The sequence below is a fragment of the Enterovibrio coralii genome, from assembly GCF_001559595.1.
Taxonomy (GTDB): Bacteria; Pseudomonadota; Gammaproteobacteria; order Enterobacterales; family Vibrionaceae; genus Enterovibrio; species Enterovibrio coralii.
In genome coordinates, this window is the sequence record NZ_LNTY01000043.1 from 97,331 (window position 1) to 113,572 (window position 16,242).

The 16,242-nt window shown below is 47.6% G+C and carries 11 protein-coding genes, 1 pseudogene and 1 riboswitch; of the genes and pseudogenes, 10 read left to right on the top strand and 2 right to left on the bottom strand.

Going from position 1 to position 16,242, the window contains the following annotated elements; genetic code table 11:
- Nucleotides 1-104 precede the first annotated feature (104 nt).
- The gene (locus ATN88_RS16790) at nucleotides 105-575 is read right to left on the bottom strand and encodes a DUF2947 domain-containing protein (protein ID WP_067418442.1); all 471 of its coding nucleotides are present in this window, start codon (nucleotides 573-575) and stop codon (nucleotides 105-107) included.
- Between the two features lie 26 nt (nucleotides 576-601).
- Nucleotides 602-1,318 carry a two-component system response regulator TorR gene (torR, locus tag ATN88_RS16795; RefSeq protein ID WP_067418526.1) on the bottom strand — a complete coding sequence of 239 codons (717 nt, stop codon included), beginning with the start codon at nucleotides 1,316-1,318 and terminating at the stop codon, nucleotides 602-604.
- 417 nt (nucleotides 1,319-1,735) lie between these two features.
- On the opposite strand from torR, the gene torC reads away from it, so the two are divergent.
- From torC to ATN88_RS16845, 10 genes and pseudogenes are all read left to right on the top strand, one after another.
- The gene (torC, locus tag ATN88_RS16800) at nucleotides 1,736-2,899 is read left to right on the top strand and encodes a pentaheme c-type cytochrome TorC (protein WP_408607712.1); all 1,164 of its coding nucleotides are present in this window, start codon (nucleotides 1,736-1,738) and stop codon (nucleotides 2,897-2,899) included.
- 67 nt (nucleotides 2,900-2,966) lie between these two features.
- The gene (gene torA / locus ATN88_RS16805; protein ID WP_067418447.1) at nucleotides 2,967-5,495 is read left to right on the top strand and encodes a trimethylamine-N-oxide reductase TorA; all 2,529 of its coding nucleotides are present in this window, start codon (nucleotides 2,967-2,969) and stop codon (nucleotides 5,493-5,495) included.
- A gap of 142 nt (nucleotides 5,496-5,637) precedes the next feature.
- A complete protein-coding gene (gene torD, locus ATN88_RS16810; RefSeq protein ID WP_067418450.1) occupies nucleotides 5,638-6,285 on the top strand; it encodes a molecular chaperone TorD in 648 nt (215 codons plus the stop codon).
- Between the two features lie 438 nt (nucleotides 6,286-6,723).
- A complete protein-coding gene (gene purR / locus ATN88_RS16815) occupies nucleotides 6,724-7,731 on the top strand; it encodes an HTH-type transcriptional repressor PurR (RefSeq protein WP_067418452.1) in 1,008 nt (335 codons plus the stop codon).
- 298 nt (nucleotides 7,732-8,029) lie between these two features.
- Nucleotides 8,030-8,126: riboswitch (cyclic di-GMP riboswitch) on the top strand.
- A gap of 117 nt (nucleotides 8,127-8,243) precedes the next feature.
- Nucleotides 8,244-8,837, top strand: a complete 594-nt coding sequence (locus ATN88_RS16820) for a TfoX/Sxy family DNA transformation protein (RefSeq protein WP_067418455.1) — start codon at nucleotides 8,244-8,246, stop codon at nucleotides 8,835-8,837.
- Between the two features lie 1,094 nt (nucleotides 8,838-9,931).
- Nucleotides 9,932-12,107, top strand: a pseudogene (locus tag ATN88_RS16825) (FAD-dependent oxidoreductase).
- Nucleotides 12,108-12,112: 5 nt separating this feature from the next.
- A complete protein-coding gene (locus ATN88_RS16830; protein WP_067418457.1) occupies nucleotides 12,113-13,252 on the top strand; it encodes an ABC transporter substrate-binding protein in 1,140 nt (379 codons plus the stop codon).
- Between the two features lie 39 nt (nucleotides 13,253-13,291).
- Entirely contained in the window at nucleotides 13,292-14,992 is a 1,701-nt protein-coding gene (locus ATN88_RS16835; protein WP_067418460.1) for an ABC transporter permease, read from the top strand.
- A complete protein-coding gene (locus ATN88_RS16840) occupies nucleotides 14,961-15,641 on the top strand; it encodes an ATP-binding cassette domain-containing protein (protein ID WP_067418462.1) in 681 nt (226 codons plus the stop codon). Before ATN88_RS16835 ends, ATN88_RS16840 begins: the two co-directional genes overlap by 32 nt.
- Nucleotides 15,634-16,242 (top strand): CDP-alcohol phosphatidyltransferase family protein, encoded by a 609-nt coding sequence (locus ATN88_RS16845; protein WP_067418465.1) that lies wholly within the window; start codon nucleotides 15,634-15,636, stop codon nucleotides 16,240-16,242. The genes ATN88_RS16840 and ATN88_RS16845 overlap by 8 nt, the downstream gene beginning before the upstream one ends.

Here is a 16,242-nt window from a genome sequence, read left to right on the forward strand (position 1 = left end):
TAAACGCTTTTGTAAGTAGAAAATAGAAAAAAGGCAGAAAGTGATACTTTCTGCCTTTTTTAATGTTTTTTTCAGGTTGTTAATGCAACAACCGCTGACGTTATCTAGGGTCTTTTACCCAGTTTCACTGAGCCGTTTTGTTCAAACATGGCAGTTTCTTTCTTCTTCTTGCCAATCAACAAAGGCTTATCATCGTAAAACAGGAAGTTTTTCCAGTACTTCTTGAACACACCCCAGCGTGTTTCAATCACATTGCTTTTGTCATAGCAAAAGTAGACGACGCTGTTATCTTCCCAAGGAAAATGCGCCACGATCTCTTCAGGTAAATCACCTTCTTCATCCCACGCATTCTGCCAGTTTACGTCGCTTTCCCACACGTCTTTCGCGATAACCCAGTCGCCTTTACCAAAGTGATCTGGCGTTGGGCTTTGGTTGCTGATGAAATCACGCCACAACTGCGCACCACGTGCCTCAGCCATTGGTTTGATTTCTTCATAGTCTTCTTCTGAAACAGGCATGGATTGGTGGGTGAAAATCCACTTACGCTTGTAATCTTCCAGGGAAATGTAATTCATAATTCTCTCAAAGCTCGCGGATACGCTTATTTACCCGCGAACATATAGCCTTCACCATGAACAGTCACGAACAACTGCGGTTTCTTAGGCTCAACTTCAATTTTGTTTCTTAATCGGCGAACCAGTACATCAACGGTTCGGTCATTGGGTGCATCGACACGATGACTGATTAAATTCAGAATACGCTCACGACTCATAACCCTGTTCGGGTTTGCCGTAAATGCAACGAGCATTTCGTACTCAGCTTTGGTGAGCTTCACTGTCTCGTGTCCTTTGCTCAAAGCACGGCGATTGATGTCGAACGTCCAACCGTTGAAGCTGACAATATTATCATCTTCTCGACCCGAAGACGCTACTTGGTTTGGGGCTTTTTGCGCACGAGAAATGCGCCACAGCAAGTTCTTTACGCGAACTTGTAGCTCTCTGAGTTCAAACGGTTTAGTGACGTAGTCGTCAGCCCCCATTTCCAAACCAACAATGCGATCAATGCTGTCGGTCCGGGCGGTGACCAAAATAATGCCTACGTCAGACTTCCCGCGAAGTTCTCTGGTCAAACTTAAACCATCTTCACCGGGTAAGTTCACATCCAGCAGCACAAGGTCGACGTGTTGCTGGTTTATTATCTGATGCATTTCCTTGCCATCAGCAGCCTGGCTAACGCTATATCCTTGATTTTCAAAGTAACCACTAACCATTGTCCGGGTGACTACTTCGTCTTCTACAACCAGTATGTGATGAGTCACTGAAAACCTGTTCATAAATCGTCATGAGGAGCGCACTGTACCAGCAAAATTACCCGCAAACTTGATTTATCTCATGGTTTTTGCACTTTTCTATCCGTTAGATAAATCACAATTTTTAATGCTCAACACTATTTTTTTGCGAGTTATACACCAAATTGTGCTTTTTTGGCACATTTAGAAGCACATATTACCCACATTACGAAGCAAAACACCCACCCGTTCACATTCTATTCATATTTTCAAATTAGCCATTCACTTTCATTGCTAACCATATTCACATCCAATCGCTAACATGCGCGACTCGAAATAACGCATCAAAAACATGTAGCTATAGTGCGCTGGCTTGCTTTCCAACTTCGAGACGGGGATTGGGCCCAACACTAACTACAAACACATTTTATGGGTGTATCCATTTTTATGAAAAAGCTATTGCAAAAGCTGATGAAGCCAAGCGCAAAGTACCCAATCCTTGCGCTGGTTCTGGTCGGTGCTGTTATTGCGGTCGCCGGCGTGATCTCAATGAACAAAGCCTTCGAAGTTTTCTCTTCCACTGAGTTCTGTACTTCATGTCACACCATGCAGCAGAACTACGAGGAATATAAGCAATCTATCCACTACAGCAATGCGAAAGGTATTCGTGCTGAGTGTGTTGACTGTCACCAGCCAAAAGATTTCGCTGGCAAAGTGTGGCGTAAGATGGGTGCAGTAACTGACCTTTACCACCACTTCATCACTGGCAAGATCGATACCCCAGAAAAGTTTGAGGAACACCGGCTCGAACTCGCCCAGAAAGTCTGGGACCGTATGGCTGACGAGAACTACAAAACCTGTACGACCTGTCACTCATACGACGCAATGGATCACAGCAAGCAATCTGTTCAAGCAATGAAAGAGATGATCCCTGCTGCGAAAGAAAACATGGCGTGTATTGAATGTCACAAAGGTATCGCGCACGAACTGCCAAACATGGCAGGTGGCTTCCGTAAGACATTCGAAACGCTGAGCGCGACCGCAGTTGCTCCTGCTGGTGCGAAGAAGCTGTACTCGCTGGAAGAGAAGAGCCTGTTCGCTGCTGCTGATGCAAATGGCAAAGTTGAAGGCCAACTGCTGCCAGCTTCAGAAGTTGAAGTGATTGGCGAAGAAGGCGACATGCTGAAAGTTCGCGTTCAAGGCTGGATCGAAACAAACGGTAAAGGCCGCGTAATGACTGAGTACATGGGTAAACGTGTATTCAAGGCAACAGTACGTGGTGATGTTAAAGCAACTGAAACCGTTATCTCTGAAGAAGTAGACCCAGCAACCAACATCGCTTGGAAACAAGTAGCCGTTGAAGCATACGTCACCAAAGACGGCATGCTGGACAGCATTCAGCCTGTATGGGATTACGCATCAGAAATGTACGCGTCTTCTTGTAACTCGTGTCACGCAGCACCGGCTCCTGGCCACTTCACTGCGAACGGCTGGATCTCAAGCTTGAAAGCGATGAGTGCATATTACCGCCTGAGCAAGACTGAAGAGCGCACCCTGCTGAAGTATCTGCAGAACCACGGTAGCGACACTGGCGGTGCAGGTCACCACTAATAACGAATTAAAGCGGCAGGCGCATTAGCGCCTGTCTTATCGACTTTAAATTAATAAGGATTCCTACATGGCGACTGAAAAACAACAAGGCATTACCCGCCGTCGTTTTCTATCTGGCATGTTGACCGCCAGTGCTGGTGCCGTTATCGGCAGCAGCCTTCTGGCGCCTCGCAAGGCTATGGCCGCGACTGATGCGAAAAGCACTTTCTCTGGCGAAGTAATTCACGGTTCACACTGGGGTGCATTCCGCGCGAAAGTTGAGAACGGCATCTGGATCGATACCGTTGCGTTCGAAAACGACCCTCACCCAACTTCAATGTTGAACGGTGTTCGCGAAGTGGTTTACAACCCATCTCGTGTTAAATACCCAATGGTTCGTCTGGACTGGCTGAAGCACGGCTGGAAATCTGACACATCTCAACGTGGTGATAACCGCTTTGTACGTGTGCCATGGTCACAAGCACTGGACTTCTTCCACCACGAGCTTGAACGTGTTCAAACCACTTACGGCCCAAGTGCGCTGTACGCAGGTCACTCTGGCTGGCAGTCATGTGGTAAGTTGAACACCGCTGGTACCATCATGCAGCGCGCGATCAGCCTGCACGGTACTTACCTAGCGAAGATCGGTGACTACTCAACCGGTTCTGCGCAGGTTGTTCTGCCTTACGTTGCTGGTGCAATGGAAGTTTACGAACAGCAAACGTCTTGGCCTCTGGTTCTGGAAAACGCGAAAAACATCGTTATCTGGGGTTCAGACCCAATCAAAAACCTGCAAGTTGGCTGGCTGATCCCTGATCACAGCGTTTACGGTTACTACCAACAACTGGCAGATAAAGTGAAAGCTGGTGAAATCAACGTTATCCACGTTGACCCAGTGAAGAACGAATCTTACAAGTTCTTCGGCGGCGAGCAGGTTCCAGTGAACCCGCAAACTGACGTTCCATTGATGCTGGCGATTGCTCACACTCTGTACACTGAAAAGCTGTACGACGAGCAATTCCTGGCTGATTACACCACTGGTTTCGACCAATTCGTTCCTTACCTGACCGGTGAGAAAGACGGCGTTGAGAAGACACCAGAGTGGGCAGCGAAGATCTGTGGTATCCCTGCAGACCAAATCCGCGAACTGGCACGTACCATGGCAAGTGGCCGTACTCAGATCATCGCGGGCTGGTGTTTGCAGCGTATGCAGCACGGCGAACAGTACGCATGGATGATCGTTGTTCTGGCAGCAATGCTGGGTCAAATCGGTCTACCAGGTGGCGGCTTCGGTTTCGGTTGGCACTACAACGACGCAGGTACTATCACCTCTGCGGGTCCACTGATGTCTGGTTTCAGCTCAGTGACTGGCGTTGAGCCAATTCACCAAGGTAGCTACAACGGTTACTCGACCTACATTCCAGTAGCGCGTTTCGTTGACTGTATCGAAAACCCAGGTCAAACCATCCAGTTCAATGGTCACAAGGTGAAGTTCCCACACATGAAGATGGCTATCTTCTGTGGTAACAACCCATTCCACCACCACCAAGATCGTAACCGTATGATCAATGCGTGGCAGAAACTGGAAACCGTTGTTGTTGTTGATCACCAGTGGACAGCAAGCTGCCGCTTCGCAGACATCGTTCTGCCAGCGACGACCACTTACGAGCGTAACGACATCGAGCAGTTCGGTAACCACTCGAACAAAGGTATCATCGCGATGAAACAAATCGTTGAGCCTATGTTCGAATCGAAAGATGACTTCGATATCTTCCGTGAACTGTGCACCCGTTACGACCGCGAAGAAGCGTTCACTGGCGGTAAGACTAAGATGGAGTGGATCGAAGAGATCTACAACGGTGCGCGTCTGCAAGGCCGTGGTATCGGTGTTCGTATGCCTAACTTCATCAAGTTCTGGGAAGAAGAGCAATTTATCCCGTTCCCAGAAGGTTCAGAGTGGGTACGTCACGCAGCATTCCGTAAAGAACCGGATCTGGAGCCACTGGGCACAGCAACTGGTTTGATCGAGATTTACTGTAAGACTATCGCTGACATGGGTTACGACGACTGTCAGGGCCACCCAATGTGGTTCGAAAAAGTTGAACGTAGCCACGGCGGTCCTAAGTCGAACAAGTTCCCGATCCACCTGCAGAGCTGTCACCCGAACCACCGTCTGCACTCGCAGCTGTGTTCGTCTGACGACCACCGCGGTACCTATGCAGTTGCTGGTCGCGAGCCTTGTTACATCAGCACTGAAGATGCGAAAGCACGTGGTATCGTGTCTGGCGACATCGTTCGTGTATTCAACGACCGTGGCCAAGTACTTGCAGGTGCTGTTGTTACTGACGACTACATGTCAGGCGTATGTCGTATCCACGAAGGTGCATGGTATGCGCCTCTGGAAGGCGGCAAGTCAGGTACTCTATGTACTTACGGCGACCCGAACGTTCTGACTGTTGATATCGGTACATCGAAACTGGCTCAAGCAACGTCTGCACACACTGCACTGGTTGAAATTGAGAAATACACTGGCAAAGTTCCAGCAGTAACTGGTTTCAGCGGCCCAATCGCAGTTGACGATGTAAACCCACTGTTCCCAGCGATGGATATCGCATAAGAGACAGTGATGAGAAAAAGGGCAGCTTAGCTGCCCTTTTTTACTCCAACTTCTATACACTTATAGAATCTATACCCAAGCCCACATAAGACGAATACGGTTTGGGTATACACTCTAACGCATCTCGAAAAACGGAATGATAATGCAAGAATTTATTGCCATTAACGAACAACGCGCCGAGTTCTACTGGTGGATGTCTTCACTGTTTGCAACCGAATTGACCCAGCAAGACTTGGACAATTATCACGGCGGTGACATGGACAACTACTATTCTGTGTTGGCCATGACCGAAGAACTGAAAGCACCTATTGCTGAGTTCCGCGACGCATTGAGCAAACTGAAGCTGCGCGAAGACGCTCAGCTTGAATTGTCCGCCGACTTTTGCGGTTTGTTCCTGAGCACGCCAAAGAGCGGTGCCCTGCCGTATGCCTCTATGTATATCGGTACAACTGGCCTTCTGAATGATAAGCCTGCGCAAGAGATGGCAGCGTGGATGAACCAATACGGTATCGCGCAACGCAAAGACTTCAACGAACCGTTTGACCACCTGGCAGTGCAACTCGACTTTATGGGCAACCTTGTCATTCTTGCGAATAAAGAAGAGAGCGAAGAGAAACAAGAAGCAATGATGCAAGAGCAACTTCGTTTCCTCGACACTATGCTGGTGCCTTGGTTGGGCCATTTCCAAAAGTCAGTGAATGATTTCGACCGTTTTGGTTTCTATAAAGCGGCGGCAAACCTACTGGCTGCATTTGTCGCTTTAGATGTCGCGTTTTTGAAAGGCGAATAAACGAAAAACTGGCAGAGTAAAAAGCCGGCTGAGTCCGGCTTTTTTTATTGGCGCGCAAACACATACAGAGATTGGGTGTATGTTTTAAAAATCTCTAAGGGTGGTAAAGAATGTGTTGCTGCCTATTAAGGTTGACACGCATCAAGCTTATTTACGTCGTAACAATAGAATAATTGCGACACTGCCAAACACCCAGTAAACTGTGAACGCAAGCGTTTGGCATTGAGAATTTGGTGCAATGTTGCATAAGCACTTTTAAACGTTTCGCCGTGCATAAATCATGCAATTAAAGACAGACATATCGCTCGGCGATATGCACATAGGCAAAGCACTCGATACTTTGCATCATTTGAATTTAGTACGCCGCTTCTTAATAGCGGCGTAAACATGTGAGCAGCTCCGAAGCGGGCTGCCGATGAAAACGATAAGAAGATTACAATGGCAACAATTAAAGACGTCGCTCGACTCGCCGGTGTATCTACAACCACAGTTTCCCACGTGATCAATAAGACACGTTTTGTGGCAGAAAACACGACGAAAAAAGTATGGGCTGCAGTCGACGATCTGAACTACGCACCAAGTGCGGTTGCGCGAAGCCTAAAGTGCAACTCTACCCGCACCATTGGTATGCTGGTGACCAAATCGACGAACCCATTTTTCGCTGAAGTCGTACATGGCGTCGAAGAATATTGCTATAACGAAGGCTACACGCTCATTCTGTGTAACACCGAAGGTAACATCGCTAAACAACGCGATTATCTGCGTATGCTTGCTGAAAAGCGCGTAGACGGTGTTCTGGTGATGTGTTCAGACATCAGTGAAGAACTGTTGGCACTGCTTGAAAAGAAACAAGACCTGCCAATGGTTGTGATGAACTGGGGCACCGAGCATGTAAACACCGACTGTATCCAAGACAATGCAGAGCTTGGTGGTTACCTAGCAACTAAATACCTGATTGATTGCGGCCACAAAGACATCGCATGTATTTCTGGCCAATTGGACCGCCTTACGTGCCAAACACGTTTGAGTGGTTTCAGAAAGGCACTCGCAGAAGCGGGTCTTGAAGAAAGACCAGAGTGGATTGTCGAAGCTGACTTCGAGTGTGACACAGCAGTTGTTGCGGCGAAGAAGCTGATTGAACAAGAAAAACGCCCTACTGCGGTTTTCTGTTTTAACGACATCATGGCATTGGCTGCGATCAGTACATTCCGCCAGGCTGGACTGGATGTGCCAAACGATATCTCTGTGATCGGTTACGACAACATCGATTTAGCTGCGTTCTTCTCGCCACCGCTGACCACGATTCACACGCCAAAGAATCGCTTGGGTAAAACCGCTATCAAGCTTTTACTGGAGCGTTTGGTGAATAAAGAAAGCGAGCAGCAGACGTTTGAAATGCAACCAGAGTTGGTTGTTCGCAGTTCAGTAAAAGACCTGAACGCATAATCCTCTTAGTGCCTATTCAGTGCACACAAGAAACCCGAGTCTCTGACTCGGGTTTTTTATTTAATGTTCGTTCCAAAAGCGTCGCATTATCAAATGAGCTATAACGAATATAAAATGCCTAATATTTTAGGCTCGCATGCCATATTTCTATCCTTTGCCAAAATCGCTCGAAACCCCGCCATTACAGTGATTAGCCTCGAATATTTAAGATTCAACCAAATCATTTCCTGAACCAAGATCACACTTTAGGTGGCCAGTATTAACGACAAATTTACTAAATTGGGTTAAGCTATTTAAGTCAAGAAAAAGGCAAACCATCGCGAAAGCATGGGACGCAAAGCTTCCGGCCTTCACACCTCAATCTTTGTTGCGGTGTTGGTAGCGGAGTTACCGATGACGTTAGCATCTCCTCTCCAGAAAACTTCTGGTTAAAGACAATTCACAGAATTTGTCCCGCTACGTTAATCCCCTTGACCAATAGTCTTACAACGTTATGTTTGAGAATGAGTCATATGGATAAACCAACTCTAAAAAACACACTTAAGTTTTTTGAATCTTTAGGAAAAATCAAATCACGTTCAATGTTTGGTGGTTTCGGCATCTTTTGCAACGACACCATGTTTGGACTCGTTGTACATGACCAGCTTCACCTTAGAGCCGGCCAACAAAATGAAGTCGAATTTATTAAACTTCAAATGCAGCCATACGAGTACAAAAAACGTGGTTTCCCCGTTGTTACAAAGTACTACGCTATTCCAGAAATGTGGTGGGAACAGCCAGAGGTCCTGATGGCACATGCAGTCAAAGCTCTGGACATTGCACGTGAAGACCAACATGAAAAGAAGACTGCCGTCCCAGCTCGTATAAAAGACCTGCCTAACTTAAGGCTGGCAACCGAACGCATGCTGAAAAAAGCGGGTATAGGGTCAGTTCAAGAGCTGCAAGACACTGGCTCTGTAGGCGCATTCCAAGCACTTCAACGTTCACACAATGACGCGGTTAGCCTTGAAATGCTTTGGGCACTAGAAGGTGCTATCGAAGGCAAGCACTGGTCCGTTATCACGCCAGCTCGCAGAGACGAACTACTCCAACATCTCGATCAATAACGCTTTTTTCTCTGCGCGGAACTATCGCTCTCAGTTCAACTCTAAGTATAGAGCTGAGAGCGTTAAATCACTCTCACGTCACCCTCATTCGCACTGCATACTGTAACTTTTATAATTTACAGTAATAGCACCCTGTTTTGTCCTTTCTTTGCTTCCTAAATGGAAAGTACTACCATGTTCCATCGCTGTGATAGCAAGCATCCGCAATAGATAATTTAAGAAAAATCCCTTTAATAAACCAATCGACATAACAACATTCAAAAATCACCCCAAAGACACCTTTTGTGACATGCGTCACACATATGAGACTATATGTGCCTCGTTGATTATCAGTTCAACGCATTCTGGACTATGTGAAAAGAGAGAGAGTTGAATGGCAACAATAAGATGCATTACAACAAACCGTTTCCAGACCAAATTGACAGGATCTTTCGAGACCACTTTAGTAAGTGGCCGCGAAGATTTAAGTGGACGGTGTTCTGCTGCTTCTTCATGCCGTTGTCATTTTACTTTGCACTTGTCCAAGGCACCTTTGCACCCTCTTTTCTCAGCATTTTGGTCATGTTCTTCTTTTCCATAAATGCCATGGTTGTTTTTTGGGGCTTGAGACTTAACAGCTTCGCCCGACGCTACTGGCATCGAAACTATCACATCGCAGGCACCACTACCCTCGCCCTTGTCCCCCTTTCCTTACTGGCATTTCAATACTCTGTGTACTGTTTATAGCCGTTGCTATTTCACGAATTACTCAAATAACTAAATCAATTAAAACAGATAGATACCGCACATCTATTGATAGTCAGTGCAAACTGATTCGAAATTTTTGATGAAGTGTGTAATTTATTTCTCTACGCCACGGTCATATCCACCAAGCAAGAACGGAAACGCGCGCACCTCCACCCTTTGCTTAAGCTCATAATCTTCATGAGTCACAATATTGGCAACAAATTCACTTAACTCACTGGATTGTTAACAAAAATACTTATGACAAACGTATGTTTTGCCATAGTTATTCTGTGAATAGTCGCTTATCTTCACGTGAATGGATTGCCCGAGTGCTCCAACGCAACTTGGCTTTTTAGTAAGGACAAAAGATGAATAAACAAAAGCTAGCCATCATCGTCGTTATCGCTGCGATTTTCGTCACTTGGTTTGCTTTCGATCTCGGTGCGCTGTTTACGCTGGAAAATGCAAAAGCGCAGCATGAAGCGTTGAAAGACTCCATCGCCAGTAATTTTGTCAGCGCAAGCATCATCTACTTTGTTGTGTATGTGGCAATGACCGCCTTGTCTTTACCCGGTGCTGCTATTGCAACCCTTCTGGGTGCCGCTTTATTCGGCTTTTGGTGGGCGTTGCTTCTGGTCTCTTTCGCGAGCTCCATCGGTGCCACGCTTGCGTTTTTGGTAAGCCGCTTTCTTCTCAAAGACAGTGTTCAAAGTAAATTTGGTAACAAGCTGGCGACGATTAACCAAGGTGTCGAAAAGGACGGTCCTTTTTACTTGTTAACACTGCGCCTCATTCCTGTGTTCCCGTTTTTCCTGATTAACTTGCTGATGGCTTAACGCCAATCCGCACCGCTACGTTTTATATTGTTAGCCAAATTGGCATGCTCCCGGGTACTGCTGTGTACATCAATGCCGGTACCCAACTGGCTCAAATTGATTCATTGAGCGGTATTGTCTCTCCGGGCGTGCTTTTATCTCTGGTTTTACTGGGCGTGTTCCCAATCATTGCGAAGGTAGTTATGAATTTTCTTCAGAAACGTCGTGTCTATGCAAAATGGCAGAAACCTAATTCATTTGACCGAAACCTGATCGCGATTGGAGCAGGTGCAGGTGGTCTTGTTACGACGTATATCGGTGCTGCCGTTAAAGCGAAAGTTACCCTCATCGAAAAGCACAAAATGGGTGGCGATTGTTTGAATACAGGCTGTGTTCCTTCAAAAGCCCTAATCCGTGCAGGTCACGCAGTCCACGAAATTAAACGCTCCCAAGAATTTGGTGTTACTGCGGGTGAGCCATCGGTCGACTTTAAGCAAGTTATGGGCCGCGTACACAAGGTTATCGCCAATATCGAGCCGCATGATTCTGTCGAGCGTTACACCAAACTAGGTGTTGAGTGTATTGAAGGCGAAGCAAAATCCTTTCTCCGTGGGAAGTTGAGGTCAATGGTCAACGCTTAACAACCCGCAATATCGTTATCGCAACGGGCGCGCGTCCACTTGTTCCAGGCATTCCTGGTCTCCAAGAAGTCAGCTACCTCACGTCTGACAATGTATGGGAATTGGAAGATCAACCGAAGAAACTTCTGGTACTGGGCGGCGGACCTATTGGCAGTGAGCTTGCACAGAGCTTTGCGAGATTGGGGACTGACGTCACGCTGGTCGAGATGGCAGACCAACTGTTGATCCGTGAAGATGCTGACGCCGCCGAATTGGTCGTTAAAGGTCTCAAGGAAGATGGCGTAAACATCTTGTTAGGCCATAAAGCCACACGCTTTGAGAAAGACGGCGACGTGCAACGCGCTTACCTCGAACACAATGGTGAAGAAGTGGTGGTTGAGTTTGACCATGTCATGCTGGCATTAGGTCGTGTTGCAAATACGAAAGGCTTTGGCCTTGAGGATATCGGCGTAGAGCTCACAGAACGTGGCACCGTGAAGGTAAACGAATACCTTCAATCAAACTATCCGAACATCTTTGCCGTTGGTGATGTTGCAGGGCCTTTCCAACTGACCCATGCAGCGGGTCACCAAGCTTGGTATGCTGCCGTGAACGCATTGTTTGGCGACTTTAAGAAGTTCAAAGCTGACCACTCTGTTATGCCTGCTGCGACCTACACAGCCCCAGAAGTGGCGCGTGTCGGTATCAACGAGAAAGAAGCGATTGCACAAGGCATTGAGTATGAAGTTGCGCATTACGGTATAGACGATCTCGATCGTGCCATTGCGGATGGTGAAGATCATGGTTTCATCAAGGTGATCACACCGAAAGGGAAAGACAAGATCCTTGGTGCCACCATTGTCGGCTCTCATGCTGGCGACTTGCTCGCAGAATTCACCCTCGCCATGCGTCATGGTCTTGGATTGAACAAAATTCTTGGTACGGTTCATCCTTACCCAACCATGAGCGAAGCAACAAAATACACGGCGGGCGTTTGGAAACAAAACAACGCCCCCCAGGGTTTGCTGGCATGGGTAGAGAAATTCCATGCATGGATGCGTAACGAACCAAAAAACAATGGCTCACAGACAATGATTAAGGAAGATTAATCACCATGAACTACAAATCAATCGTGACCGCTTGCGCGCTGGCTTTCAGCGCGACAAGCGTCGCTGCTGACCTGTCGAACTGGGAAGAAATCAAAAAAGACGCCAACGGACAAACTGTTTACTTCAATGCTTGGGGTGGCAGTCAGGAAATCAACGCTTACCTACGTTGGGCTGGCGATGAATTGAAAGAACGTTACGGCGTCACACTTCAACACGTCAAAGTCTCAGACATTGCAGAAACCGTGAACCGTTTGGTTGCTGAGAAAGCGGCAGGTAAGAACGAAGGCGGCAGCGTCGATATGGTTTGGATCAACGGTGAAAACTTTAAATCGATGAAATCAAACGGCCTTCTTTTCGGGCCTTTTGTTGAAAACTTACCAAGTTGGTCAATTGTTGATAAGTCGCTGCCCGTTACAGAAGACTTCACCGAGCCAACAAACGGGCTAGAAGCACCTTGGGGCGTTGGCCAATTGGTGTTTATCCACGATGAAAAAACACTGGCCAACCCACCAGCATCCTTCACGGAATTACTGAGTTTGGCAAAAGCCTTTCCAGGCAAGACCACCTACCCTAAGCCGCCTGCGTTCCACGGTACCAGCTTCTTAAAAGCCGCATTGTTGGAATTGGCCAATGATTCTGCCCCGCTTTACAAGCCAGTCGATGAAGCACAGTTTGCAGAGATTACCGCACCGCTTTGGGCATATTTAGATGAGCTCCACGGCGTTGCTTGGCGCGGTGGTAAGCAGTTCCCTGCAGGCAGTGCCGAAACCATGCAATTGCTGGATGACGGCGAGCTGCTATTGGCGATCACCTTTAATCCAAATGCCGCAGAAACTGCGGTGAAAAACGGCACATTGGCACCAACGGCAAAAGCGTTCGCATTTGATAAAGGAGCACTCTCTAACATTCACTTCATGGGGATCCCTTGGAACGCTAACGCGAAAGAAGGCGCACTGGTGACTATCAACTTCCTAATGAGTGAAGAAGCACAGGCACGTAAAGCAGACAGCGATGTCTGGGGAGACCCTGCTGTGGTCAAACTGACCAGTGTGGGTGGAAAGCCATTGTTCAAATCCCAACCTGAACCACATCCAAGCTGGCAAGTTGCATTAGAACAAGCATGGCTGGAGCGATATGGTCAATAACTCGCGCCAGAAGTTTTCGGCGTTGTTTGAGAGGTAAACATGTTACGTCTGCTGTATATCCTGACGCTGACCGTGTGTTGTTTACCTCTTATTCCAGGGCTTGGAGGCGTGTTACTTTCCGCAGTTAGCTACCTCCCAGTCCTTGGACTCGATGAGCCCAATATTGCTGGTTGGCAAGCCATGATGGCTTGGCCTGGCACAGTGGTTTCTCTGAAAATTACCCTCTACACGGGTATTTCCGCTTCCATTCTCGCCGTCTTATTTACCTTTTTGATCCTTCAGGCTTGCTGGGGAACGAAACGATGGCAACGGATTGAAAAATGGCTATCGCCGTTGCTTGCCATGCCTCACGTTGCATTTGCTATCGGATTTGCCTTTACCTTTGCGCCTTCTGGTTGGCTATTTCGCCTAGCAGCACTCTTTTCGGGCGAGACTGAGCCTTATCACTGGTCACTGGTTCAAGACCAATATGGCATTGGCTTTATCATTGCGCTGGCAATCAAAGAGACACCCTTTCTCCTTCTGATGAGCTTATCTGTGTTAAAGCAAATGCAGGTCGATAAGCTTTTGACCGTCTCTCAAAGCCTCGGCTACAACCGAGGAGCAGCATGGTTCAAAGTGGTGTTTCCTCAGTGGTTGCCAAAAATGCGCTTCCCGATTTATGCCGTTTTGGCTTACGGCTTATCCGTTGTCGATGTCGCAATGATCATTGGCCCTACATCACCGACCACGTTCGCCGTGTTGGTTTGGCATTGGTTTAACGACCCAGATCTTCAACTATTACCGCGAGCGGCAGCAGGTGCCATATCCTTGTTCTTGCTTTGCTTTGGTGTCTTGCTGATTTATCGCGGATTTGAGCATGTTATTGTCCGCTTTTGGCAGAACTGGCAGTTTAGCGGCAGCAAACATATCTCCTTGCCCGGTAAACAGCTTTTCAACGTTATCGCGCTGGTACCGTTTTTGATGATTCCGGTCCTGTTAATTTGGTCTTTCGCGTTACGCTGGCGGTTTCCCGACATTTGGCCGACAAGGCTCAGTACACGCTTTTGGGAACAAGAAAGCAGCCACCTTGTAGAGCTTGCAATTAACAGCTTGATACTGGGGCTTGTCTCCGCCTCCGTGGCACTCATTTTTGCTATTGGCTGTTTGGAGTACCGAGATAAATACCACAAGTCCGTTCCCCAACTGGTTATTGCCATTCCTATGCTTATTCCCCAACTATCCATTTTGTTTGGGATACAAGTGGCTATCTACATGTTGCCGGGCCAATGGCACGTACCGGCGACCATTTGGGCCCATATTCTTTTTGCTTTTCCGTATGTCTATCTAGCTCTGGATGGCCCATGGAAATCGTTCGACCAACGGCTGACACAAACGGCGAGAAGCTTGGGGCAAAGTCCCTTCAAAGCTTGGTGCGCGGTCAAACTGCCGAATGTGCTTCCCGCCATTTTGCTCGCATGGGCAGTCGGCCTCAGCGTGAGCTTCGCACAATACTTGCCAACACAGCTCCTTGGTGCGGGTCGCATTACCACACTCACAACGGAAGCGGTTAGCTTGGCAAGTGGTCAAGACAGAAGGATCAGTGCCGTTTATGGACTTATCCAAGCCTTCTTACCTTTGGTCTTTTTTGCCATCGCGTTGACAGCAAGTCGATTGGCTGATCCCAAGCGTCGACTCGCCAAACAAACAGAACAAAGAGAGATAAACAATGAGTTTGTCCGTACAAAACCTCACTATTAAAACGCCGCAACTGACTCTGTTAGATGACATGAGCTTTGTGGTTGAAAATGGTGACGTACTCTCCATCATGGGTCCAAGCGGTTGTGGAAAGTCCACGTTGCTTTCGGCCATCGCTGGCCATTTGTCTCCTGAGTTTGAGTGCCATGGTGATATCAGCGTTAACGAGGCCAGCATTCTTGCTTTGCCAGCCGAAAAGCGCACGGTAGGCATACTTTTTCAAGATGACTTGCTCTTCCCTCACCTCAATGTTTGGCAAAATTTGGCATTTGGTCTGCCAGACACCATGACAGCAGCAGAGAAGAAAGCGCGGGCTCTTGCGACACTTCAGGAAATCGAGCTCTCGGATATTGCTTTCAAAGCCCCCGACCAAATCTCTGGCGGTCAAAGAGCGCGTGTTAGCTTGATGCGTACACTGCTTTCTCACCCAAAAGTTATCCTGCTCGATGAGCCGTTCAGTAAACTCGATAAACCACTTCGTAAAGCATTCCGTGCGTTTGTTTTCAAACAAATCAAAGCGAGAAACATCGCCGCCGTAATGGTGACACATGATGACAGCGATGTGCCTATGGAAAGCACCTTGTTGAACTGGCCAGTTTACGAGCAAGAAAGCACAAGTAACGCCATTAAACCGGAGCAGAAGCATGCTTGATCGTTACTCGATTGAAGTCATTCGTTGGCCACTCAAGCAAGCGGCTAAACTTCCCGACAAAATGGGCTTAACTGCCAATCAAGTCACCCTGTCTGGATTTGTGCTCGGCCTTTTTGCATTACCTGCGATTGCTTACGAACACTACTGGTTAGGACTGTTGTTTATCGTTTTCAATCGGATTTTTGATGGATTAGACGGTGCCTTGGCGAGGCGACAAGGCATCACAGATGCGGGCGGTTTTCTCGATATCACCCTCGACTTTCTGTTCTATTCCATGATCCCGTTTGCTTTTGCATTGGCAAACCCAGAGCAGAACGCCGTCGCGGCTACCTTTTTGGTATTCTCCTTCATGGGGACGGGTTCTAGCTTCCTTGCTTTTGCCATCATGGCGAGCAAGCGAAACATTGAAAACCCTGTCTACAAGAGCAAATCGCTCTACTACATTGGCGGGTTAACAGAAGGGACGGAGACCATCGCATGTTTCGTTCTTTTCTGTCTCTTACCTCAGCACTTTGCTGAAATCGCGTGGACGTTTGGTGCACTGTGCTGGATAACAACCGCCACCCGTATCTGGGCGGGCTACCAGACGTTGAAAAGCTAA